The organism is Streptomyces sp. NPDC001508 (genome assembly GCF_040298665.1).
GTDB lineage: Bacteria > Actinomycetota > Actinomycetes > Streptomycetales > Streptomycetaceae > Streptomyces.
On the sequence record NZ_JBEPAP010000026.1, the window covers coordinates 90,996 to 115,248 of the forward strand.

Consider the following 24,253-nt stretch of genomic DNA (forward strand, 5'->3'; position numbering starts at 1 on the left):
CCGTAGGAGCACCATGCACAGATCCCGCGTCCCCCGCGTCCCCCGCGTCCCCCGCGTCCCCGGCGGCCACCGGCGCCGCCTGTCCCTGCTGATCGCCGCGCTCACGGCCTTCGCGACCGTGTCGGCCGGCGCCGTGAGCGCCGACGCCACCACGAGCGGCGGCGCGCTCACCGCGAGCCGACTGCGCACCCAGCACCTCGATCGGGCCCTCGGCATCGACGACACCACTCCCTCGCTCAGCTGGCGGACCGCCGCCCGCGGCGCGAACGTCCTCCAGTCCGCCTACCGGGTGCAGGCCGCCACCAGCCCAAAACGGCTGCGCGCGGGCCGCCCCGACCTGTGGGACTCCGGGAAGGTCCGCTCGGCCACCCCGGAGACCACCTACGCCGGACGGGAACTCGGCTCCCGCACCCGCGTGTACTGGCGGGTCATGCTGTGGCCGCGGCACGGGGCCCGGGGATCCGCCTGGAGTGAGACCGCCGTCTTCGAGACCGGACTGACCCGGCAGTCCGACTGGAACGCCGACTGGATCACCCACCCCGACTGGCAGCTGAGCAAGCGCACCGTCCAGCCGGTCGTGGTCGACGTGCCCCGAACCACCGCCCGTTACCTGCGCCTGGACGTCACCCGGCTCGGCCTGCCGCTCGCGGAGGACTTCCCCGCCCGCACCTGGCGCCTGCAACTCGGCGAGATCGACGTCCGCGACTCCGTCACCTCCACCACGGGCCTCGCCAAGGGCGCGGCGGTCACCGCCTCGGAGAGCAACACCGTCCGCAAGACCTGGGAACCCGCCCTGGCCGTCGACGGGCTGCCCAACAGCGCACTGCAGACCGCGGCCGGATACTCCAGCGCCGCGCACCCCGGCCCCGACGTCGCCGACACCCCCCTCACCCTCACCCTGGACCTGAAGACCGCGAAGACCTTCGACCAGGTGGCGCTCTACCCGCGCGCCGACGTCCTCACCGACGACGGCCGCGTCCCCGGCTTCCCCGTCGACTACGCGCTCGCCGGCGCGGACGAGCCGTCCGGACCGTTCACCGCGCTCGCCCGGGTCACCGGCCGGCGCCCGCCCGAGCCCTATCTGCCGTCCGGACTGCCGCTGCTCGCCGACGACTTCACCCTCCCGCGCGCGGTGCGCAGCGCCCGCCTCTACATCGCGGGACTCGGTGTCTACGACACCACGATCAACGGCGAACCGGTCGGCGACGCCGTACTGGAACCCGCCAACACCGACTACGCCGACCGCGTCCAGTACGCCACCTACGACGTCACCGACCGGCTGCGGACCGGCGCCAACACCATCGGTGTGGCCCTCGGCAACGGCATGTCCAACGTCGTCAGCACCGCCGACCGCTACCGCAAGCTGTACGGCAACCTCAGCGACCCCAAGCTGATCGCCCGGCTCGAAGTGACCCTGGCCGACGGCAGCGTCCGCACCGTCACCAGCGGCGACGACTGGCGCACCACGCTCGGACCCACTACCTCGTCCAACTGGTACGGAGGCGAGGACTACGACGCGCGCCGGGAGATCCCGCACTGGGACGAGCCGCGCGGTAACCGGCACGACTGGCGCCGCGTCGTGACCGTGTCGGGACCCGGCGGCGCGGAGCGGCCGGCCCGGCTCAGCGCAAGGGAGACCGAACCGATCCGGGTCGTGGAGACCCTCAAGGGCAAGGAAGTCGACGGCGCCGACGGCAGCCGCGTCTTCGACCTCGGACGCAATATCGCCGGCTGGCCGGAGATCACCGTCAGCGCACCCGCCGGAACCGAGATCCGCGTCTACCCCGCCGAGAGCCTCAAGGCCGGCCACGCCTTCCAGTCCATCAGCAACGTCGGCGCCCCGCTGTGGGACAGCTACACCGCACGCGGCAGCCGCGCCGAGACCTGGCACCCGCGGTTCGGCTACCACGGCTTCCGCTATCTGGAACTCAAGGGCGTTCCCCAGGGCGCCACGGTCACCGTACGGGGCAAGGTGCTGCGCACCGACAACGCGTCCGCCGGCACCTTCACCACCTCCGACCCGCTCGTCAACGACATCCACGGGCTGATCCGACGGGCGATCGAGGGCAACATGATGAGCGTCCTCACCGACTGCCCCAGCCGGGAGAAACTCGGCTGGCTGGAACAGGACCAGCTGGTCTTCCCCGCGCTCGCCGGGAACTACGACATGCAGGCCCACCTCCGCAAGATCGTCCGGGACATGGCCGACGCACAGACCGCGGACGGGCTGGTGCCCAGCACCGTGCCGGAGTACACGAACCTGCCCGGCGCCTACCGCAACGACGCCAACTGGGGCGGCGCCTTCGTGCTCGTGCCCTGGCAGCTGTACACCACCTACGGCGACCGGGACACGCTGAGCACCTACTACCCGCGCATGCGGCAGTACGCGGCCTTCCTGGAGAACCAGGTCTCGGGCGGCATCCTGGACTACGGCCTCGGCGACTGGTTCACCCCCGACCGCACCTTCCCGCGCGCGGTGGCCGGTACCTACGGCTACTGGCGGGTCGTGGACACCCTCGGCCGGATCGCCACCGTCCTCGGCGACCGGGCCGCGGCCGAGGAGTACCGGGCGAAGGCCGACGCGAGCGCGAAGGCGCTCGCCGCCACGTACTACGACACCGCCACCGGAACCTTCGGGGGCGGCGGGCAGGGCGCCGAGGCCCTGGCACTCGACATGGGCGCCTACCCGGCGGGGGAGCGGGACCGCCTGCTCGCCCACTTCACGGCCTCCGTACAGGACGCGGGACACCATCTGGTGCTCGGCGAGATCTCGCTGCCGGCCGCCTTCCGCGTGCTGTCCGCGGCGGGCCGGGACGACATCGTGCTGCGGATCGCCACGCAGACGACCAGCCCCAGCTACGGCTACCAGGTCCGCGCCGGGAACACGACGCTGGGCGAATCCTGGGACGGCGGCCCCGGCCAGTCGCAGAACCACTTCATGCTCGGCGCCATCGACGGGTGGTTCATCGGCCGGGTCGCGGGCATCGCGCAGACGGCCGACTCGGTCGGCTACGCGAAGCTGCTCATCGACCCCGCGGTCGAGGGCGGCATGACGTCCGCCTCCGGCTCGTACACCACCCCGTACGGTGTGGCACGCACCGACTGGCGGCGGGACTCAGGCCGCTTCCGGCTGACCGTGGACGTGCCCGCGGGCAGCACGGCGGAGATCCACGTCCCGGCGGACGCGGGTCACGCCGACGCTCCCGGCGGCGCACGCCTGCTGCGCACCGAGGGCTCGGAGGTGGTGTACGAGGTGGGGTCGGGCCGTTGGACCTTCCACTCGACGCCGACCCGGTCGTGACCCGGCTTCACGGCGGGCGCCGCCCGGCCGCCCCACGGGACACGAGTCGCCGAGCGCAGCGCGTGGACCTAGCGTGTGAGGCGTACGGACGCTCTCCCATGACCGGGAAACCCGCCGGCCTCGCGGGCCGCGGCGGCGCCGGCCCCAGGAGGAGGAGAACCATGGCCAAGGGCGACGACATCAACATGGAGAAGACGGTCCAGGAGTGGACGGACCGCCTGGTCAGCGAACAGGGCACGGCGATGGACCGGGAGCACGCCCGCCAGTTCGTCAGCGGCGTCTACCACTCGGCCCAGGAGGACCTGCTCAACCGCAATGCCCAGGCGGAGTACGAACGGGAGGAGTGACTCCCGGGCCTTGCGCGGGGCGGTTCCGGGTGTTTTCCGGCGCCCGGGGCCGCCCCTGCCCGTCTCCTCGTCGAGGGCGCGTGCGGCCTGCGCCGGGGGCCGCTCAGTCCAGCGGGATCTCGGCCGTCCGGGAGGGCACGGCGTCGAGGGCGGCGAGCGTCGCGTCGTCCAGGTCGTCCAGTCGGACTGTCCCCGCCGCGATGTTCTCCTCCAGGTGCCCGGTGTCCGCGGTGCCGGGGATGAGAAGGACGTTCTCGGCGTGCCGCAGCAGCCAGGCAAGGCCGACCTGGGACGGAGTGCGGCCGAGGGATTGCGCGGCGGCGCGCACGGCCGGCTCGTCGGTCACCTTCGGCATGCCGGGGAACGCGCCGCCGAGCGGGAAGAACGGAACCCAGGCGATGCCCTCGGCGGCGCACAGCCGGAGCATGTCCTCATCGACGCGGCTGACCAGGCTGTAGGCGTTCTGCACACAGACGATGCCCGCCGGGAGGGCCCGGCGCAGCACGTCGTACGTCACGCCGCTCAGGCCGATCGCGCCGATCTTGCCCTCGTCGCGCAGCCCGGTCAGCACCGCGAGCTGGTCGTCGGGGTCGACCGCCTGGTCGCCCTCGGCCCGCAGCCCCGGGCCGGCGTCCAGGCGCCGCAGGTTCACGACCGGGATCCGGTCGACGCCGAGCGCGGTGAGGTTGGCCTCCACGCTCGCCCGCAGCTGCTCGGGCCGCTGCGCGGGCCGCAGCGGCAGGGGGCCGTTAGGGTCGGGGTCGGCACCGACCTTGCTGACGACGACGACCTCGTCCTGCGGGCGGATCGCCTCGCGGATCAGGTCGTTGACGAATCCGTTGCCGTAGAACTGGGCGGTGTCGATGTGGTCGACGCCCAGCTCGACGGCGCGGCGCAGCAGCGCGATGCCGGCCTTGCGGTCGCCGTGCAGGCGCTCCAGCTGCATGGCGCCGTATCCGATGCGGGCGACGGTGCGGCCGGCCAGCGGGCCGGGGCCGCCGGGACGCGGAGCGCCGCCGGCGGTGACGTCGGTGGAAGGGGTGTCGGCAGAGGTCATGGGAGAACCGTCCCCGTGCGATGATGGATGAAGCGGAGGACCCTCCGCTTGTTTGACCGTAACACAACCGGAGGTCCCTCCGCTTTGACTCCGCAGAAACCGGCGCCCACGGGCGCCCGAGCCGAACCGCCGGCCGGTGCCGCACGGCCCGCCCGCGCCGACGCGCGCCGCAACCGCGACAAGCTCATCGACGCCGCCCGTGCCGCCTTCGCGGCCAGCGACGACACCGTCGCGCTGGAAGCGATCGCGCGTGCGGCCGGCGTCGGCATCGGCACGCTCTACCGCAACTTCCCCACCCGCGAGGCACTGGTCGAAGCCGTCTACGCCGCCGAACTCGACGACGTGACCACCAGCGCACCCGCGCTGCTCGACGCGTTCCCGCCCGAAGTCGCCCTGCGCGCCTGGCTGGACCGCTACGCGGCGTTCGTCGTCACGAAGCGCGGCATGCTCGACACGCTCCGCGCCGGCTGGGCCTCGGGACGCATCGCGACCTCCACCACGAGGGAACGCATCACCGGCGCTCTCGACACGCTCCTGAAGGCCGGGGCGCGCACGGGCGCGCTCCGCGCGGACGTGGCCCCCGAGGACGCCACGCTGATGCTCCTCGGCGTCTTCCTGGCCACAGCGAACGACGCCACCCCCGACCAGACCGCCCGCCTGCTCGACCTGCTGACCGACGCCCTCAGCGCCCGCAAGGGGCGCGGGACGGTATAGCCATGCCGCTCCGCCGCGCGAGCGCGACCGGCCGCGATGGCTCCGCCGCCGCCACGGTGGCCGCCTTATGTCGCTCCGCGGAGAACGTCTTGTAGGGGCCGGCCGTCAGGCGGCGAGCAGTCCGCCGTCCACGACCAGTTCCGTGCCGGTGATGAACTCGGCCTCGTCCGAGGCGAGATAGAGCGCCGCCGCGGCGACCTCCAGGGGGGTGCCGAGCCGGCCCATCGGCTGCCGTGCGACGAGTTCGGCGAGCGAGCGCTCCGGGTCGTCGGACGCGTCGAGCAGCCGTCCCACCCAGGGCGAGTCGACGGTTCCGGGGCAGACGCTGTTGCAGCGCACTCCGGTTCCGGCGTACTGCACGGCCACCTGGCGGGTGAAGGCGACGACGGCGCCCTTGCTGGCGCAGTAGGCCGCACGGTCCTTCAGGCCGACCAGCCCGGCCACCGACGCGGTGTTGACGATGGCGCCGTGCCGCTGGGCCAGCATGTGCGGCAGCGCGAACTTGGTGCCGAGGAAGACCCCGCGGCTGTTGACCGCGAAGGTGTGCTCCCACTCCTCCACGGTGCAGCTGACGGGGTCCGTGGTCGAGGACGCGCCCGCGTTGTTGCACAGGACGTGCAGCGCGCCGGTCTCGGTCACCGCCCGGGAGACCGCCGCCGCGAAGGAGTCGGGTTCGGTCACGTCCACCGTCACCGCGACACTCCCGTCCGGCACACCGGAGGGGTCGAGGTCCGCCGCGTACACGGTCGCCCCCTCGTCGAGGAACCTGCGGGTCATCGCGAGGCCGATGCCGGAGCCCGCGCCGGTGACGAGCACCGTCCGTCCGTCGAATCTGCGCATGTGTCACGTTCCTTTCCGGGCCCAGGATGTCCGGTGCCCGCCGTGGTGCTCATTCGGTGAAGTAGCCCGGGTGCTCGGCGCGCAGCGCCGGGCCACGCTCCAGCACGCGCCTGGCGTGCCGGCTGATCAGGGTGCGGCCGGCGGTCGCGTCGGCGTTCTCCAACGCGTCCACGATCAGCCGGTGTTCGTCGATCACTTCCCGCATCGCGGCGGCGTCGGGCAGCGCGAGCCGGCGCAGCCGGTCGAGTTGCAGCTTCATCCGCTGCACGGCCTGCCAGGCTCCGGGGTAGCCGCTGAGCGAGAAGATCTCGCCGTGCAGTGCCTCGTCGGCGGCGAAGAACGCGTCGTAGTCCTCGGTGCGGTAGCTGTGTTCCTGGCGGTCGAGCAGTTCGCGCAGCGCGGTGACGTCGGGTGCCGGGTCGGCGCACGCCGTCTCGAAGGCCGCGACCTCCAGGCTCTCGCGGACGAAGCGTGCCTCTTCCACGTCGCGCAGCCGGATCAGCCCCACCCGGGTGCCCACCTGGGGCACCACATGGACCAGTCCGGCGTCGACGAGGCGGGCCAGGGCCTCGCGGACCGGAGTGCGGCTGACGTGCAGGCGGTTGGCGAGGTCCGTCTCCGACAGGGAGGCCCCGGGGACGAGCCGTAGTTCGCGGATCGCCGAGACCAGTTCGTCGTGGACGAGGTCCGACGTGCGGGTGCGCGTCCGGTTCCGGGTGACCGGTGACAGCCGGAGATCACCGCCGGCCGATGACCGCTCCGAACTGCGTGCTGCCTCAGGGGAATTCACGGCAGGATCGTCGCACCCCGCTAGCTTGTATGCAAGTATCCCGGCGGCCGGAGCCGTACGACCGGAGAGCCGACTCCGTGAAGCCGCAGCGGGCCACCGGGTCGGCCGGCCGAAACAGCGGCGCCCGCCCCGCGGCGGTGCGGGGGCGGGCGCCTCGGGCCGGCGGCCGGTCGGTCAGCGGGTGGTCAGGGTGACGTCGAAGACGTGCATCACGCCCCGGTCCGTGCCCTGCGGGAGGACGACGGACGCGACATGTTTGCCCGGGTCGAGCGCCGTCGGCACGGTGGCGAACACCTTCGCCTGGGCGCTGTCCGAGCCCCCGGAGACGTTGTTGCGCCCGTTGGTGGTGACCAGCGGGGTGTTGCCGAACTGGTAGGCGGTGCCCGGGGTCCAGTCGGTGAACCGGACCGGCACCTGCGTGCTGCTGCCGTCGGTGTACTCGACGACCGCGGTGCCCTGCGACGGGCCGTTGGCGGCCAGGCCGAGGAAGCTGACGGCGGTCGCCGGGGCGCCGTGCAGCTCGATCCGCTGGCCGTGCGGGATCCAGTTGTCGGGCTCGCCCGGCGCGGCCTCAGGCCAGGTGAAGACGGCGCCGGTGTCGCCCAGCGGCAGACGCGCGCCCGGGGTGGCACCGGCCGCCGCGAGCTGCTCGCGCGAGAGCGAGTTGTCGCTCAGATCCAGCGAGCCCAGGTCGCCCCGGCCCGCCGGAGTGGTCCCGATGTTGTTGCGGTCGTCACCGCCGTCCGTGTACGACGGCGGCACGTCGCCCGCGCCGGTACCCCAGGTGCCGGGGGTCCCCGCCATGGTGAACTTCAGGGTGCCGCCCTTGCGGGCGAAGTCCTCGCCCACCCAGGAGCGGCTGGTACGGTGCCCGTTCACCTTGAGGCCGTCGACGTACGGGCGGCCGTGGGCGACGCCGTCCGCGGCGATGGTGATGGTGCGTCCCGTGCCGGCGCTCCTCACCTTGATGTGCTCGAACATCGGGGCGGAGACCACCAGGTTGGCGGTGCCGTAGATCGAGGGGTAGACACCCAGGTTCGCCCACACGTACCAGGCGCTCAGCGAGCCGAGGTCGTCGTTGCCCGGCAGCCCGGACGGCGAGGTGTCGTACATCTCGGTGGTCGCGCGGCGCAGCACATCGGCCGTCCTGTCGGGCCGTCCCAGCCAGTTGTAGACGTACGGCATGGAGAAGCTGGGCTGGTTGCTGAGGTAGGCGCCGGTGACGTTGTACACGCCGGCGTCCAGGTTCTCGGTGTGCTCGTCCAGTTCGGCGGTGGTCTTCGCGACCCCGCCGCGCTTCTCGATCAGCGTGCCGACGTTCTGCGGCACCAGCCAGCCGTACTGGTAGCCGGTGGCCTGGTCGAACTGGTCGCCCCGCTCACCGAGGTCGAAGCCCTGGTCGAAGCCGGTGCGGCCGCGGGGCCGGATCTGCTGGGTCCGGCTGTCGAAGACGTTCTGCCAGTTCTGCGCGCGCGCCATGAACGTCCGGTAGGCGTCGTGGTCGCCGAGCCGCCCGGCGAGCTGGGCGATGCCGAAGTCGTCGATCGCGTACTCCAGCGTCGTGGAGGTCGCCGAGTTGCCCTTGCGGTTCTCGATGAACCCGGTGCTGAAGTACTGGTAGCCGGCTGCCCGCTTGGTGGTGGTGGCGGGCAGCGACTGGGTGGCGACCATGGAGGCCAGCGCGGCGGCCCGCTCGTAGTGGGTGCTGCCGAAGGCGTCCACCGAGGCGAGCAGCGACTGCAGCGAGTCCCCGCTCATCTTCTGCTGCGACTGGTTCAGATGCGGCCAGTTGGGCCAGCTGCCGGTCTGCCGCACCATGTCCACGATGGACTGGTTGATGTCGTCGCCGACCTTGGGGAACAGCAGCGCGACCAGCTGGGCCTGACCGCGGTAGGTGTCCCAGCCCGAGAAGGTGACGTACTGGTGGTGTCCCCGGGCCACTCGGTGGATCTCGCCGTCGTAGCCGGTCCACCGGCCGTCAACGTCCTCGAACACGTTGGGGTGCAGCAGTGCGTGGTACAGGGCGGTGTAGAACTTCACCCGCTGGTCCCTGCCGCCGCCGTCCACCGTCACGGTGTTCAGCGCCTCGCGCCAGGTCTTGGCCGCCCGACCGCGGACCTTGTCGAAGCCGGACGAGCCGACCTCGGTGTCCCGGTTCAGGGCGGCGCCTGCGACGCCGACATAGCTCAGCCCGCTCTTCGCGGTCACCTTGGCGCCCTTGTCGAAGACCAGATAGGCGCCGGCGCCGTGCTTGGTGTCGGTGCCCTGCGCGGTGGTGGACCCGGGGGTGACGGTGCCGCCCTGCCAGGTGCCGAAGGAGCGGATCGGCTTGTCGAAGGTGGTCGAGAAGTACGCGCGGTAGTGGCTGCCCACATCGCAGATGGAGGCGGCGTCGACCCACCCGCTCACCGTGTTGCCCTCGATGGTGACCTGGCTGCCGAAGATGCGGTTGTTGGAGCCCGCGACATCGATCAGCAGGGTGGAGCCGGTCGCGCCGGTGAAGTCGTAGCGGCTGACCGCGGCCCGGGTGCCGGCCGTCAGCTCGGTCCTGACATCGTTATCAGTGCGCACCGAGTAGTAGCCGGGCTCGGCCTTCTCGGCGGTGTGACTGAACGGCAGGTAGTAGTCGGTGATGCGCGTCGCCGGGCTGGTGGGCAGCGCGCCGCCGGGCAGTTCGCCGGTGTACGGCAGTACGGGGAAGTCGAACGCGCCGAACCGGCCCTCGCAGCCGGTGCCGGACAGCCGGGTCATGCCGAAGCCGCGGATCCGGTCCGCGGTGTACTCGTATCCGCCCTTCTGGTCGCCGTCGCTCGTCCGGTAGGTGGTGGGGCTGGACTGCACCATGCCGAACGGCACGGTGGCGCCGGGATAGGTGTCGCCGTAGGCGCTGTTGCCCTTGTTCTGGCCGGTGTCCAGCCGGGTGCCGATGAACTGGTCGACCGCGTCGAAGGGGTCGATGGTGCTGTTGGACGCCGCTGCCGTGCCGGGCAGCAGGCCCGACAGGACGGTGCCCAACGCGAGGGCGCCGGCCAGGAGTCGGCGCCGTCCGGCGCCGGGCCGCGGCGCACGCCGCGAAACGGATCTCCACATGGGTGTTCTGGTCCTCTACAGCCGTTGGCAGGGACCCGCGAGCGAGGGCTCGCGGGTCAGGGGGCTCCATGGGTATCGACCAGAGCACATATAGACACCGGACAAGGCCAGTTCGTGAACACCGCTGGAACCGTCCCGTACACGGTTCGGGCGGACCCCGCCCGCGCCACCGGCGCTCATGGCGCTCCACAGGTGCGCAGGTGGTCGAACGGCGCTGTCGCGCGGTGTGGCTCAGAGGCAGCACGGCGTGGACGAGTTGCTGATCGTACGAGTTTCACGGACTGCCGCGACAAGGGCCGCTCGGGCAGGGGCGCCCCGACCGCGACATGTGCACGGCCCGGCCGCTCAGGCAGAGGCCGACCACTCGGGCACGTAGTCCTCCGGCGGCGGTCCCGGAGGCTCGGGGTCGGGAGGGTCGGGGGGCGGGGGGAACAGGAGGTCTTCCAGGGCCTGCATGGCGAACATCAGGAGCAGCAGTGCGACGGGGATGAGCAGGGCGAGCAGGATCACGTGACCTCCCAGAGGAGTAGTGATCAGCCTGTGGCGTGTCCGTGGCACGAACGGTTTCAGCCTGCGTCCGGATGGGTGACCGCGCACTCAGTGCGGACGGACCCTGAGCCGTTCGGGTGAAAGACGGCTGCCCGGGTGCGCCCTGAGGTGCGGTGGGCGACCCTGACGCCCTTGGAACGGCCGGGCCGTCACCCGGTTGCGCGGACTAGCGCCGACACGCCGGGCCGACGACCGGAATGCACGCCACGCCGCGCGCCGATCGCGGCCTCGCGATGGGGCGCACGGGGTCGGGTACGGCAGCACCTGGGGCCGTACCCGAGCCGCCTGTCCTGCCCGCCGTGCCGGGACGTGAGGTGGCCGGTGCGGTCGAGTCGCTCGGCGAGGGGGTCGCCGAGCGGTGTCGCGGGCGACGCGTGGTGGCCCATCTCGGGTTCGCGCCCGGCGGCTACGCGGAACTCGCCGTCGTCGGCGTCGACCCGGTGCATGAGATAGCCGGAGAGCCTGGACTTCGCCGGGGTCGTCGCCATGATCGGTACGGGCCGTACGGCGATGGGGGTCCTGCGGTTCGCCGAGCCGGGCCCGGACTCGGTGGTCGTGGTCCCCGCGGCGGCGGGCGGCACCGGCACGCCGCTGGTGCAGTACGCGCGCCCCGCCGGTGCGACGGGCGCCGCGAGGTACGCGGCCGCCCTGCCGAACCAGGACCCCCGCCCCGTCGGTGCGACAGGAGCGGCCAGATCGTCCGTGTGGGCGGTGTCTCACGGTGCGCCCCCTTTCGTTGCTCCGACACCAAGGACGACCTCGTCGGCAGCAGCGAGGAGCGGTTCGTCACCCCGGTCGGGCCTCCGGCCGGGCGGTCGGGTGGGTTCAGCCGGGTTCCTGTGGGCTCCGAGTCGGGCGTCGGGCCGGGCGGTCGGGTGGGTTCAGCCGGGTTCCTGTGGGCTCCGAGTCGGGCGTCGGGCCGGGCGGTCGGGTGGGTTCAGCCGGGTTCTTCGGGTCCCCGCTGGTTGCCCACCCGGGGGGCGGGTCCTGCGGGGCGCGGCACCCGGTCCCGGACCCAGGCCCGCAGCAGCGGCGAGTGCAGGGCCGGCACCCACAGGTCGGCCCGCTCGGCGTCCGCTTCACTCGGCCGGGGCCCCACCCCGAGCACCCGCAGCCCGGCCCGCCGTGCGGACTCGACGCCCGTCAGGGAGTCCTCGACCGCCAGCGTGTCCTGCGGCCGGGCGCCGCACAGCCGTGCCGCCGTCGCGTACACGTCGGGCCAGGGCTTGGGCCGCACGATCCCCGGCGTACCGGCCGCCGGGTCCGTGCCGGGCGTGTCCGGAGGCATGCCGGACGGTACGACGATGTGCCGGAAGTGACGGCGCAGCCGCGCTCGGGAGAGGCATTCCTCCACGACCTCCAGAGGGCAGTTGCTGGCCACCGCGAGCGGCAGCCGGCCGGACAGCGACCGCACGAACTCGGCGGCACCCGGCATGGTCGCGGGATCGCCGGCGACGAGTTCCAGGAAGTTCGCCAGCAGCGCCTGCGTCAGGTCGTCGGTCAGCTCGGGCTTGTGCGCCTCCTCGGCCATCAGACGGCCGCAGTCGGTGTAGTGCACGCCCTTGGCCCGCTCCGCGAACCCGGGCGACGGCCGCAGGCCGAAGGCGCGCAAGGCCCTCATCCGGGCGTCCTGCCAGTGGCGTTCGGTGTTCATCAGGGTGCCGTCGCAGTCGAAGACGACGGCTTCGGGGGACCAGTCGAGAAGGGAAGATGCCTGGGTGGTCACGGTGGCTCCTGCGGGAGGGGCGGCCCTGCTCGTGGCGGACCGCGGTTCGGGCGAATGCTGCGGTTCCCCGTGCCGGACGCGCGCAGAGCGGGCGCCTCCATCGGTGTCGTCGTACGGATGAAACGGCCCGGACTCGGGTCATTTAGTCGCAAAGGGGAAACATCGCGGTCGCTACGCTATTTTCGGCTCGGAGCCTCACGCAATCACTACTTCGAGTGCTCGACAGTGGTCGGAGTGAGGGTGTAAGCGGGCTTGCGCGCAGGGCACTCGGCCGCCGTTTCCGCGTCCCGTCAACGCTGCATAAATGCTGCCGAGTTGATGCATATGCGGGAGGCAATGCGGAATAGGTGCGGCCAGGCCGTAAAAAGTCGCGTCGCCGCCAGGAGCCGCGCCGAATCGGGCCCGAAATCACCCGCGAGCGTTCACCTTCGAAAGAATTGAGCATTTACCGCACAGGGTCGGCGATAATTCCACCCGGCGTGCGCGGGCGCATTACATTCTCCGTCGTCAGGGCAATGCTGAGCGAAAGTGGACAGCACATTGCAGGAACGGGCCAGGGCAACCCGCAGATCACTCCTGGAGGCAGCTGCCTGCCTCTTCGCCGAACAGGGATACGCCGGTACCAGCGTCAACGACATAAGTGCCAGGTCCGGGCGGACCAGCGGCTCCGTCTATTTCCACTACGCCAGCAAGGAGGGGATCGCCCTCGCCGTCGTCCAGGACCGGTTCGCCACCTGGTCGGGCCTCGCCGCGCGGTACACGGACCGCGCCGTACCGCCCCTGGAACGCCTCGTCACCCTCAGCTACGAGATCGCCCGGGCCCTCGCCGAGGACACCCTCACACGCGCGGGCGCACGCCTGTGGGCCGAGCGCGACACCATCGACGCCCCGCTGCCCGACCCCTTCGCCCAGTGGACCGCCGCCGCCACCCGCCTCCTTGCCCAGGCCCGGGCCGCCGGCCACCTCGCGCACGACGTACGCCCCGCCGCCACCGCCCGCACCCTGGTCCGGGCCTTCTTCGGCCTGTGCACTCTCACCGAGGCCCTGGAGGGCCCGCACACGGTCACCGAACGCCTCACCGACTGGTGGCATCTGACCCTGCTCTCCCTCCAGCGGGACTCGGACCCGGCGCAAGTGGTCAAAAAGGCGCGCGCGGCGGCGACGCGCCAGGCGGCGCGGAAGCCGGCGGATTCCGTGCGCCCGGCGGGTTCCTCGGGTCCGGCGCAGGTGCGGGCGGCACGGGACTAGGGCGTATTTCGAAAGTAGCGTCGTCCGCCCGGAGGGCCAGACGGGACTTTCGAGACACGCCCTAGGAGGTCGTGAACCGCTGGTCCGGCGGTCGCCGTGTCCCACCGCGCGGCCGTGCCGGTCGCCGGGGCGCGGGCGTCGAGTGGCTCGCCCGTCACGGGGCGCGGAGCATGGGACTGAAGGGGACGCGCCGGTGCCGCACACCGCAGAGCGCCGGACGCACCCGGCCGCAGTGCGGCCCCGGGAGAAGGAGGCGTGCGAGCGCATGGCGGACAATCCGGTCGGGGCCGATGCGTCGCTCAGCTCGACGGCCACCGGCGACATGCCGAGCCGCCGCAGACTCCAGGCGCTGGAACTGCTGCTGACCGAGCAGCGGTTCAGGATCGCGCGCTATGTGGAGGCGTACTCCGCCGCTCCCGGTGTCAGACGGCGGCTGTGCTCCCGCGGGCTGCCGCCGCCCACCCCCGGCATCGACTCACCGGTCCGGGAACTGCTGGACGCCCTTCCCGTGCCCACCACGCTCGTCCTCCCGGTGCCCGACGAAGCGGGCGGGCCGCCGGAGTTCTACGACGTGGGGCAGAACCAGGCCGCACGCGCGTACATGGCAGGCCGGCTGCCGCCCGGGACCCTTGCGTCGTGGACCGGGCCGGTGCCGCTGTTCGAACGCTTCCCCACCCTCACCGACACGGCCGTGCCACACCTGCTCACCGAGGCCCACCGCAGCGGTCGGGTGCAGGGCCCCGAGCCCGCCGAGTGGCCGCTGCCCGGGCCCGGCTTTCTGGTGATCCGGGTGAGCAGCGAGGTACGGGTGATCCCCTGCGCGGATCTGCTGCTGCTCACCTGGGAACACGGGCACGAATCCCTGACGGCGCAGGAGGCCCAGCGCCTGGTGCGGGTCGGATGGGCCGAGTGGAATCTCGGCGACGGCAGCGCGGACGCGTCGTCCGGGCTGCCCGGCGTCCTGGGGCTGCCCGCCGGGCAGCCGCTTCCCGGCCTCGTCGAACTGGGCCGCATGGTGACACCGGACGGCCTGGAGGCGCTGTACCGGTCCGTCCACGACATCCTGCTGGGCTCGCAGATCGCGGACTGCGATCTGCCCCTGTCCGGTCCCGGCGAGAGGATCGTCCGCTTCGTCGCGGAGCCGGTACGCCTGGCGCAGGGCCCGGTGTGGGCCGTACGCGCGGTGCTGCACGATGTGACCGACGACCGCACCAGCCGGGCCCTGGCCGCGCAGGCGAGCCGGGAGGCCCGCACCCAGCGGGAGCGGGCGGACGCGGTCGCCGAGGTGGCCGAGCGCCTGCGGGACGCCGTACTGCCGGGCTTCCCGGCGGAACTGGCCCGGCGCGGGATCGAGGCGGCCGCCGTCTACCGCCCCGAGGCACGCGCGGCGCGGGTGGGCGGCGACTGGTACAAGACCCGCATCCTGCCGAACGGCAAGGTGCTGATCGCGCTCGGTGACGCCCGCGGTCATGGCCTCGACGCCGTCACCCTGATGGCGAAACTGCGCTACGCGCTGGGCGGCCTCGCCTACACCGGCGAGCTGGTGGAGCGGCTGACCGGCTGGCTGAACGCGGTCGCCTGTGACGACGGGGCGGAGTCCACGGCCACCGCGGTCATCGCCCTGTACCGTCCCGACCTCGGACTGCTGCGCTGGACGTGCGCGGGGCATCCGCTGCCGGTCCTGGTACGCGGCCGGCACGCCTGCCTGCTCGACCCTCCGCCGGGCGGTCCCGGACTGCCGCTGGGCGTGCTGCCCGGGGAGGTCTACACGGCGGCCGGCACCTTCCTGCGGCCCGGTGACGTGGTGCTGCTGTACTCGGACGGGCTGATCGAGCGCCGCGGCTCCGACCTCGACCGGGACTGCTCCCGGCTGCTCGGGGTGGTCGAGGCGTACGCCGACGACGGCATCCCGCCCGGCGGCGAGGCGCTGGACGCCTTCGTCCGGGAACTGGTCGGGGCACTGACCGGGCCGCACACGGCGGACGACGCCACGGTGCTCGCCTTCCGTCTCGTGCACGACCGCACCGACTGACGCCCGGCCGACGGCGGTGGCCGTCACCGGACCGTGCACGTCGGCGCGATGTCGACGGTGCACGGCGCCACTTGACGGGCCGTCATATCCGATCCACCGTGGGCTGGTCGCTCTTGCGCCGCGTGGTGACCGGGTGCGGATGTCACCGAGGATTCCCCGGCAGGTCCCTGACGCCTCACGCCACCGTCCCCCCGCGGGACTGTGATGGTGGCCGAGCGCGGTGACGGCATGCCGGCCGGCACCGCAGGAGCCGTACGTCAGGAGAGGCATGTCCGTCACAGCCGAGACGCCGGGACGCGGGGCGCGCCGCGGAAAACAGGGAGTCGGACGAGGCATCGCGCTCGGGACCGCGCTGGCCCTGATCGCCTTCGTCCCGCCGGCCGCCGCGAGCGCGCGGGCCGCCGCCCCGGTCACCAGCACGATCACCTGGACCACCCAGCAGGTGGCGCCCGGTGTCCAGGTCCGCAGCGGGGTGCTGCGCGACCCCGACGCCGCCGGCGTGTGGACGGTCACCGTCCAGGCACCGGCCGTCAACCGGCTCACCGGCGCCGCCGCCTGGGCTCCGCTCGGGGACCGCGACTGGGCCGACACCACCGCCGCGCGGCTGCGCGCGGCCGGATTCGAACCGCGGCTGGAACGGGTGGTGTGGGACCCGTACTCCGACACCCCGCGCGGCACGATGGGCTGGCAGGTCAGGGTCGGCCGGTATGCCACCCAGGCCGCGGCGGGCGCGCTCAACTCCTCGGTGACGGCGGCCGGTTTCCGCACCTCCGTCGAGTGGACGGGCTACGACGGACGGCAGAGCGCCGACGCGGAACGCATCCATGTCGCCGTCGTCGACCCGGACCGGCTGCGGGGCACCGTCGCGGTCAGCGACGGCGGTGACGTCGCCGACCGCGAGAAGACCTCCGCGGTGGCCGCCCGGCTCGGCTCCCTGGTCGGCGTCAACGGCGGGTTCTTCATCACCTCGGACGCGGACGGTGTCCAGGGCACGATGGCGGGGCTGTCCGCCGTACACGGCCGACTGGAGTCGATGGCCGTCGGCTCACGCGCGGCACTGATCCTCGGCGACGGCGGACGGCGCCCGCGCGTCGCGGACCTGTCCACCACCGTCACCGTGCGCGCCGGCGCCGCCACTCACGCGGTGCAGGGCATCAACCGGGTGCCGGGCAAGCTGCGCAACTGCGGCCGTCCCGGCGCCGTGCCCACCGAGCTGCCCCGGCACGACACCACTTGCACGCTCGCGGACGACCTGGTGAAGTTCACCCCCACCTTCCGGGCCCCCCTGCCCACGGGCACCGGCGTACAGGTGGTGCTGGACGAGCGCGGGGTCGTCGTCCGGCGCGGTGACCGGGACGGTGCCGTGCCCGCGAAGGGCTCCGTCCTGCAAGGCACCGGAGCGGCGGCCGCCTGGCTCACCGAGCACGCCGACGTCGCCCGGCGTCTGACGCTGCGCGAGGTCGTCCGGGACGCCTCGGGACGCCAGGTCAGGCTCGGGCCCGACGACAGCGTCGTCAGCGCGGCGCCCACCCTGGTCGAGGACGGCCGTGTGCACATCGACGCCGCCACCGAGGGCACCCTGGACCCGCTCGACCTCTCCTTCGGGTTCGCCTGGTCGAACGTGCGCCAGCCCCGCACCCTGGCCGGCGTCGACCGCCGGGGCCGGCTGCTGCTGGTGACCGTGGACGGTCGTCAGCCCGGCGTCAGCGAGGGCTTCACGCTCGCCGAGGCCGCCGGCTTCATGCGCTCCCTCGGCGCCGTGCAGGCACTCAACCTCGACGGCGGAGGCTCCACCGCGATGGCGGTCGACGGCGCCCTCGTCAACACCACGTCCGACGCGAGCGGTGAGCGCGCCGTCGGGGACACGGTCCAGGTCCTGCCGCGCACGGGCAGGGGCTGACCCCGAGCCACCCCGGGCGGCACTTCGCCGGCGGCCGCGACCGAGCCGGCCGACGGGGTGCCGCCCCGCCGTTCTGTCAGCGGAGCCTGTCACAGGCGTGTGCTTGGATGCCCGGCATGACCGACTCACCAGACTCACCCAGCATATGGATCACCGCCGTTCCGCCGTTCGGCCCGGAGGAGACCGGCGTGCTCCTCTCCGTCGATGTGACGTCCGAGGACCCCGGGGAGCGCATGGTCTCCGTACTCCTGAACCGGGGGCACGAGGGCGAGGAGGGCGTCTTCTATCTGCTGCCGTTCGATCTGTCGGCCCGCTACGAACGCGGCGGCGACCGGCTGGCGGTCAGTATCCGGGCCTCCCGGCAGGTGCTCGCCGCCGATCTGGCCGACAGCACCGACACCCTGCACGAGCACCTGGCCGCCCTCGCCGCCGACCCGGCGGACGACGACCAGGTCATTCTGCTGCGCCGCGAGATCGTCACCGACTTCGCACCCCCCGAACGGGACGGTGTGAAACAGCCGGTGCTCCTCATCGACCACGTGGGCCCGGCCACCCTCGCGGAACTGTTCGCCCAGTTCCACGAGGGCGAGGCCGGCTTCGCGGTCCTGAAGGCCGACTGACACCGACCGGCGCCCACTGACACCGACCGGCGCCCACTGACACCGGCTGACACCGACCGACGGCGGCTGTCACCGACCGGCCGGTGGCCGTCTCAGGCCGTGGCCAGGGCGGACGCCTCGGCCGCTATCAGAGCGGCGCGGTCACCGGACAGCCCCGCCCTGCCGGCGTGCCGCTCGGCCCACGTGGCGAGCTGCCTGTAGTCGGCGCGGCCGAGCATGCCGGTCAGCGTGGCGACGGCGTGATCCTCGGCGCCCGAGGTCAGGATCAGATGGGCAAGACCGGTCCGGGACGCCTCGACGGTGAAGACCGACGTGGCCGTGGCGGTGCCGCCGGGACCGGTGGCCTCGGCGCGCAGGGTGTGCTCACCGGCGGCGAGCCCGGAAAGATCCAGGGGCTTGCCGGCGCCGACGGGGCCGCCGTCCAGGGTGAGGGTGACCTTGTCGGCGCCGGTGGACTGCACCGCGACGACCGGGGTCTGCGCGCGGTCGAGCCGGGCGCCTGCGGCCGGCGAGGTGACGCTCAGGGCCGGTGCGCCCGGGGTCTCGTTCCTGCGCTGCAGCCAGGCGGCGTTCCAACCGGCCAGCTCCGCCGGACGGTTGGTGATGATGCCGTCCACTCCGGCGGCCTCCAGCGCCTGCCAGCGGGCCGCGCTGTCCACCGTCCAGACGTTCACCGCGACCCCGGCCGCGTGCAGGTCCCGCACCACGCCGGGCTTCTTGGACAGGGCGCCGTCCGACGGGTTGTAGGCCGAGAGGTGCAGTTCCTCCGCGACGGCCACCGGGTCGGCGTCCAGGGAGTCCCGCAGCAGACCCAGCGGCAGTTCGGGCGCCAGCTCGTGGGTGTACCGCAACGCGCTGACCTCAAAGCTCTGCACGAACACCCGGCCGGTCATGCCGTGGTCGCGGATGGTCCTGACGATCGTGGCCACCTCGTCCCGGGTGTGGGCGCCCTTGATCTCCAGCAGCAGATCGCCGCCGCGGCTCTTCAGATCCGCCAACTGGGCGGCCAGCGTGGGGATGCGGGTGCCCTTGTAGGCGGGCGCGAACCACGAACCGGCGTCCAGCGCGTCCAGTTGAGCGGACGTCAGGTCCCGGATGCCGCCGGTGCCGTCCGTGGTGCGGTCCACCGTGCCGTCGTGCAGCACATACGGGACGCCGTCCTTGCTCGGCTGGACGTCGTTCTCGATGTACTCGGCCCCGCCGCGCCGGGCGATCTCGTCGGAGACCAGGGTGTTCTCCGGGGCGGCGGAGGAGGCGCCGCGGTGCGCGATCACGGTCAGCGGGGAACCCGCGGGACGGAGGTGGCTCTCGACGGGCAGTTCGGTCACCTTCAGATCGTCGAAGGAGACGGTGGCGCCGTTGACCACCAGGGCCTCGACGCCGTGCGCCGAACGGGCGAGCCTCGTGGTCCGCATGGCCTCGGTGCCGTTGAAGTACCAGCGGGCCTTGGCGCCGTGCACCTCGACGGCGATCCGTACGTCGCGGCCGGTGCTGGCGGCCGAAGGCGCGGCGGTGGTGTCGGTGACGTTCCAGGCGCCCGCGGTGGTGCGCTGGGCGAACTCCAGGCCGTTGGCGGCGGTCGTGCCGCTGCGCATGGTGGCGATCTGCCAGGGCACGGCGCCGTCGGCGGGGACGTCGAGGTTCATCGCGGTCCAGCGGGCGGAGTCGTTCACGGACTCGAACCGTGCGGTCGCCTCGATGCGGAAGTCGCCCAGGTGTTCGCCGAACGTGATGCGGCTCTGCTGGTTGGCGTTGGCCGAAGTGCCATACAACCGGCCGCCCTTGACCTGCCAGGTGCCCTCCACGGCGGTGAACCCCGCGGGCAGGGCGGTGCCGGAGAAGTCCTCGGCCACCACGGTCCGGTTCGCCGGTGCGGCGGCGCCGGACGCGGTCGGGTCGGCGCCCGCGGGGGTGACCACGACCCCGAGGACGAGTGCGGCGGAGCTGAGCATCGCCGCCGAGAAGGTGCTGAGCGATCTGTTCGACATGAGCGGAACGTACGGTTGGTTGCTCAACTTCCGCTGACGCACAGGGGAATTCCGTTCAGCGGCCGGGTAGATGATGGCTGCGGCCGCCCGCCGTCGACCGCCCGCCGCACCGTCGCGGCCGAGCGCGGTTCGCCGCGCTCCTTCGGCGGCCGTCAGCGGAGCGGGTCGGTCGTCTCGCGCGGGGCGGCCAGGGGCCGCGACGCCGTCGGCACACGCAAGGGCGCTCCCGCCGGCGCAACAGGGCCGTCGAGGTGCGGGGGCCCCGGTGGTGCGGAAGCATGATGACGGTGGGGAGGCATCGCGTCCCGCGGCAGGGCGGCGCGTTTGTGCCTTCGGGCGGGGGAGCAGGAGCCGTACCGGCGACCCGAGCGGAACACAGGTGCGATGGTGAAGCGGTCGACGCGCCGGCTCACACGGTGGCGTTCCGGTACACGTCCTCGGTGTTCGGGCGCGGCGCGGGCCGGTGCCGCGCGGCCGGGCCCTCGGCGAAGCCCCGCAGAAGGTTCTCCGTGGTACGGGTGACGAAGTCGCGGGTGCGGGCGTCCATGCCGTGGTCGCGGCCACCATCGGGGGTGCCCGCCATGAGACCTTCCACCCAGCGCATGGTGCCCGAGGCGAAGACGCCCGCACCGCCGGCGGCCGTGTAATAGGCGGAATCGCTGTGGCTGGGGCGGCCGTTGCACACGAGCGGGGAGTGGGCCGTGATCTCCAGGGGCGCCGGGACCGAAGGCCCGGGTGTGACCCGGTCGTACTCGACGCCGACGACGTGCGCGAACGCGTCGCCGGGACGCACACCGGTGCCCTCGTACAGCCAGTGGCCGGCGGCATGCACGACGTACGGCGCGTCGGTGGGGTAGCCCTCGTACAGCACTCCGGTCAGGGACGACTCGGGGTCGGCCGCCGGGGCGAGACGGAAGTCGGTGGTCGCCAGGGCGGGGTGGGTCGCGTAGTACGGGTCGCTGCGCACGGAGGACTTGTAGCAGACCACCGTGCGGTCGGCCGCGGTGTCGCCCTGTTCGAGGCGGACGCGCCGGAAACAGGTGTTGGCGCCGAGGAAGGCGATGTTGGTGCCGGAGTCCCGGGCCCGGGTGAGACGGTCCCGCTGCTGCGGGGTCCAGTACTCGTCGTGGCCCAGCGTGATCACCGCCGTCGCGCCGTGCAGGACCGCCGGGTCGTGGTGCACATCGGTGCCGGTGGTGTAGGCGAGCGGGATGCCGAGCCGCTCGGCCAGCACCACCGCCGCGCGCTCGTACACGAGGAACTTCTCCGCGCCGTCACCGTCGTAGGGGCGGTCGAAGCTGACGGCCAGGGAGCGGGTGGCGTACGCGCCCGAGGAGCCGTTGTAGAGGCTGTAGCCGCCCCACCTGTTGTACGCCTGCCAGGTGGCGGGGGCGTGCATGAGGACGGTACGGCCGGTGCCCTCGGTGGAGCGGACGATCAGCGGGATGTAGCGCTGGTGACCGGTGTCCGCGTCGAGCCGCAGCAGGTACGCGCCTTCCGGCCAGTCGGCCGTGTCACAGGCGAGGGTGCGGGGCCAGGCGGCGCGCACCGTGCGTGTGTCGGGCAGGAAGCGGGGCCCGGGGCGGGCACGGCCCGGCACGCGCCCGGACGACCAGACGAGCCGCGCCTGGGCACCGCCGTACCAGCCGATCCGGAAGGCCGAGACACGGAAGGACGAGGCGGTCGTCGACACATGCAGTCCGCACTCCTCACCGGGCGTCACGCTGGACCGGTCCGCGTACCCGGCGATGGCGGTGTCGGGGCCCCGGGACCGGATGCGCCAATCGGATGTGCCCGGGCGGTCCCGCTCCGCTTCGGCCCGGTGCGCGGCGGGTGTGGGGCGTGGCGTGGGGGCGGACGGCGTGCAGGTGGCGGCCGTCATGGAGGACAGCCCGATTCCCGCGCACACACCGAGGAAGCGTCTGCGGTCAGGACCGGCTGCGGGAGGTGTCCGCTCGTTCGCGCCGGCCGTGCCGTGCCCGCGGTCTCCGCCGTGCCCGCGGGGCCTGCCGTGTGTGTCGTGTCTGTCGTGTCTGTCGGAGTGCACAGCTCCTCCCGCCGGTCGGCTCGCGCTGCCAGGCCTATGGCCAGGCTGACACGGGACACTCGCGCGCGCGTCCCGTAGGCTACGGACAATGCGGCCGGGCCGACCGCGCCGACGGGACACTCGCGCGCGCGTCCCGTAGCGGCACCACCGGCGTTCCGGGACGGTCTCACCGCAGCCCCGACGGACCGGGGCGCCGGCCGGGCCAGAGGTGATGGCCGGGGAGCCTATGATCGTCATGGGAACACGTCAACGCCCCTGTGCGTCCGATGTGTTACCGCTGCGACCGGTCGGCTCCCGGGGCGGCGCCGGGCCAACACCCCGATCCGCGCGGTGAGTCGGTTGATCGTGCGGCACGGAGGCTCCGCTCACGAGGGCCGCCACCGGACGCCGACGCCGCGGGCAGCCCCGCGGGGTGGACGAATCGGAGCCCGCTCCCTCACCCGCCGAGAGGGCACCGGCCCCGCGCCCGGCCGCCGGGGCGGCACCCAAGACCAACGGGCCGTCGCCGCCGATCACCGCCGGGGCGGTGGTGGCGGATTGGGGTAAGGTGCATCACGTTCGGTTTGGTTTTCACCAAAGGAGCGGTCCCATGGCACGGCAGGAGCGTGCAGTTCGGACCCGCCGTGCTGTTATCGAGGCCGCCGCCTCGGTCTTCGCCGAGCGTGGCTACGCCACGGCGACCATCGCGGAGATCCTGGAACGGGCCGGGGTGACCAAGGGCGCCCTGTACTTCCACTTCGACTCCAAGGAAGCACTGGCACGCGGTGTGATCGAGGCGCGGATCACCCGCGACCACCACGTGCCGCGCGAACTGAAGTTGCAGGAGTGGGTGGACACCGGTATGACGCTGGCGCACCAGGTCCCCCGGGACGTCATCCTGCGGGCAGGCATCCGGCTCTCCGGCGACCTACAGGGGCGCACCGTGTTCGGCAGTACCTGGCCGGCCTGGATCGAGCAGTCCACCGCGCTGCTGGCGCAGGCCCGGGAGCGGGGCGAGGTGCTGCCGCACGTCGAGCCCGCGCAGACCGCCGAGTGCTTCTTCGGGGCCTGGCTGGGCACACAGGCGTTCTCCGAGGCCGCCGCCCGCTGGAGCGACCTCGGTGAGCGGGTCTCCGTCCTGTACAACCACATGCTGCCGGCCATCGCCACCCCCGCGGCGCTGGTCAGGCTGGACACCGCGCCCGACCGCGGCGCCCGCGTCGTACGCGAGGCCGAGGCGGAACACGCCCGCCGGGCCGCCCTGGTGACCACCGAGGTCTGACACCCCCATCGGGCACTTGGGCGGTCCGCCCTGCCGTTTGGCATACCGCACGTGCTGTTTCTTACTTGCTGTCTCCTGCTCGATGTGCAGACCACGGCCCGGTGCCAGGCCGTGGGGCCGGGCGGCCGTCAGCCGGGTATGCCCGCCGCGCGCGTCACCGCGGCAGCCGCCAGACGGCGGAAGGGCCGGTGTGCCAACGGCGCCCACGGACCGCCTCCCACCTGCCCGGTGCCCTGCCCGTCGTGTTCCCCCACGCCCGCCATGCCGCCGCCCGCTCCTTTACCCCGCACCCCCACCCGGGGGCGTACCGGGGGCGAGCGGGGCCGGGACGGAGCACGGCGGGCCGCTTCCGCCCGGCCGCTTCCGCCTGGCTGTGTTCGCCCCGTTGCCTCTGCCCGGTTGCTGCCCGGCCGCCGTCGCCCCGCCGCCTCCGTGCGGCCGCCTCCGCCCGGCTGTCTGCTCCCGGTCGCCTCCGTACGGCTGCCCCCGTGGGGTTACCTCCGTGTGGTTACCTCCGTGCGGCGAGGAACGGCAGCGCCACGTCGGTCACTTCGTCGGGCACCTCCTCGGCCGGGTCGTGGCCCGCCGCGAAGACATGACCGGTGACGTCGTGGGCCATGAGCCACACCTGGGGCTCGGTGCTCCTCGATGAACGCCGCGCCGCCCAGCGCCAGTGGCCGGAGCCGTTCGGTTCGCGGTGATCAGCGGGCGGGCGGCGTCGGGCCGTCAGGACGGCCCGACGC

The 24,253-nt window shown here is 73.0% G+C and carries 16 protein-coding genes and 2 pseudogenes; 9 read left to right on the forward strand and 9 right to left on the reverse strand.

All coding sequences use genetic code 11. The features are described 5' to 3' along the window. Window positions 1–13 precede the first annotated feature (13 nt). Complete coding sequence (locus ABT245_RS46155) at window positions 14–3,301, forward strand: family 78 glycoside hydrolase catalytic domain (RefSeq protein WP_502982171.1); 3,288 nt, start codon at window positions 14–16, stop codon at window positions 3,299–3,301. A 161-nt stretch (window positions 3,302–3,462) separates the two neighbouring features. Beyond that, the gene (locus tag ABT245_RS23425) at window positions 3,463–3,648 is read left to right on the forward strand and encodes a hypothetical protein (protein WP_351736550.1); all 186 of its coding nucleotides are present in this window, start codon (window positions 3,463–3,465) and stop codon (window positions 3,646–3,648) included. 103 nt (window positions 3,649–3,751) lie between these two features. On the opposite strand, the gene ABT245_RS23430 is transcribed toward ABT245_RS23425, so the two are convergent. Further along, window positions 3,752–4,705, reverse strand: a complete 954-nt coding sequence (locus ABT245_RS23430) for an aldo/keto reductase (protein WP_351736552.1) — start codon at window positions 4,703–4,705, stop codon at window positions 3,752–3,754. An 84-nt stretch (window positions 4,706–4,789) separates the two neighbouring features. Here ABT245_RS23430 and ABT245_RS23435 point away from each other — a divergent pair, with 84 nt between their 5' ends. Then, on the forward strand, window positions 4,790–5,419 hold the full coding sequence (locus ABT245_RS23435) for a TetR/AcrR family transcriptional regulator (RefSeq protein ID WP_351736554.1): 630 nt from the start codon (window positions 4,790–4,792) through the stop codon (window positions 5,417–5,419). Between the two features lie 105 nt (window positions 5,420–5,524). On the opposite strand, the gene ABT245_RS23440 is transcribed toward ABT245_RS23435, so the two are convergent. The 4 genes from ABT245_RS23440 to ABT245_RS23455 form a co-directional block, all read right to left on the reverse strand. Next, complete coding sequence (locus ABT245_RS23440) at window positions 5,525–6,259, reverse strand: SDR family NAD(P)-dependent oxidoreductase (protein WP_351736556.1); 735 nt, start codon at window positions 6,257–6,259, stop codon at window positions 5,525–5,527. 49 nt (window positions 6,260–6,308) lie between these two features. Then, entirely contained in the window at window positions 6,309–7,049 is a 741-nt protein-coding gene (locus tag ABT245_RS23445) for a GntR family transcriptional regulator (RefSeq protein ID WP_351736558.1), read from the reverse strand. A 174-nt stretch (window positions 7,050–7,223) separates the two neighbouring features. Next, window positions 7,224–10,139 (reverse strand): GH92 family glycosyl hydrolase, encoded by a 2,916-nt coding sequence (locus ABT245_RS23450; RefSeq protein WP_351736560.1) that lies wholly within the window; start codon window positions 10,137–10,139, stop codon window positions 7,224–7,226. A 345-nt stretch (window positions 10,140–10,484) separates the two neighbouring features. Continuing rightward, window positions 10,485–10,649 carry a hypothetical protein gene (locus ABT245_RS23455; protein WP_351736562.1) on the reverse strand — a complete coding sequence of 55 codons (165 nt, stop codon included), beginning with the start codon at window positions 10,647–10,649 and terminating at the stop codon, window positions 10,485–10,487. Window positions 10,650–10,954: 305 nt separating this feature from the next. Between ABT245_RS23455 and ABT245_RS23460 the strand changes: the two are divergent. Further along, window positions 10,955–11,312: pseudogene (locus ABT245_RS23460) on the forward strand (alcohol dehydrogenase catalytic domain-containing protein); the annotation flags it as partial. A 313-nt stretch (window positions 11,313–11,625) separates the two neighbouring features. Here ABT245_RS23460 and ABT245_RS23465 read toward each other — a convergent pair. After that, entirely contained in the window at window positions 11,626–12,414 is a 789-nt protein-coding gene (locus tag ABT245_RS23465) for an HAD family hydrolase (protein WP_351736564.1), read from the reverse strand. A gap of 528 nt (window positions 12,415–12,942) precedes the next feature. Between ABT245_RS23465 and ABT245_RS23470 the strand changes: the two genes are divergently transcribed. The 4 genes from ABT245_RS23470 (at window position 12,943) to ABT245_RS23485 (ending at window position 18,214) form a co-directional block, all read left to right on the forward strand. Continuing rightward, window positions 12,943–13,662, forward strand: a complete 720-nt coding sequence (locus ABT245_RS23470; protein WP_351736566.1) for a ScbR family autoregulator-binding transcription factor — start codon at window positions 12,943–12,945, stop codon at window positions 13,660–13,662. Between the two features lie 265 nt (window positions 13,663–13,927). After that, complete coding sequence (locus tag ABT245_RS23475; RefSeq protein ID WP_351736568.1) at window positions 13,928–15,694, forward strand: PP2C family protein-serine/threonine phosphatase; 1,767 nt, start codon at window positions 13,928–13,930, stop codon at window positions 15,692–15,694. Between the two features lie 268 nt (window positions 15,695–15,962). After that, complete coding sequence (locus ABT245_RS23480) at window positions 15,963–17,594, forward strand: phosphodiester glycosidase family protein (protein ID WP_351736570.1); 1,632 nt, start codon at window positions 15,963–15,965, stop codon at window positions 17,592–17,594. A 116-nt stretch (window positions 17,595–17,710) separates the two neighbouring features. Then, window positions 17,711–18,214, forward strand: coding sequence for a hypothetical protein (locus tag ABT245_RS23485; RefSeq protein ID WP_351736572.1), 504 nt, complete (start codon window positions 17,711–17,713; stop codon window positions 18,212–18,214). Window positions 18,215–18,306: 92 nt separating this feature from the next. Here ABT245_RS23485 and ABT245_RS23490 read toward each other — a convergent pair whose 3' ends face one another. Both ABT245_RS23490 and ABT245_RS23495 read right to left on the reverse strand, forming a co-directional pair. After that, window positions 18,307–20,202, reverse strand: coding sequence for a glycerophosphodiester phosphodiesterase (locus tag ABT245_RS23490; protein ID WP_351736574.1), 1,896 nt, complete (start codon window positions 20,200–20,202; stop codon window positions 18,307–18,309). Between the two features lie 409 nt (window positions 20,203–20,611). Then, window positions 20,612–22,084: a N,N-dimethylformamidase beta subunit family domain-containing protein gene (locus tag ABT245_RS23495; protein ID WP_351736590.1), complete on the reverse strand. Its 1,473-nt coding sequence runs from the start codon at window positions 22,082–22,084 to the stop codon at window positions 20,612–20,614. A gap of 754 nt (window positions 22,085–22,838) precedes the next feature. Between ABT245_RS23495 and ABT245_RS23500 the strand changes: the two genes are divergently transcribed. Next, the gene (locus ABT245_RS23500) at window positions 22,839–23,510 is read left to right on the forward strand and encodes a ScbR family autoregulator-binding transcription factor (RefSeq protein WP_351736576.1); all 672 of its coding nucleotides are present in this window, start codon (window positions 22,839–22,841) and stop codon (window positions 23,508–23,510) included. A 508-nt stretch (window positions 23,511–24,018) separates the two neighbouring features. Here the strand turns inward: ABT245_RS23500 and ABT245_RS23505 are convergent. Then, a pseudogene (locus ABT245_RS23505) lies at window positions 24,019–24,184 on the reverse strand (alpha/beta fold hydrolase); the annotation flags it as partial. Window positions 24,185–24,253: the final 69 nt, after the last annotated feature.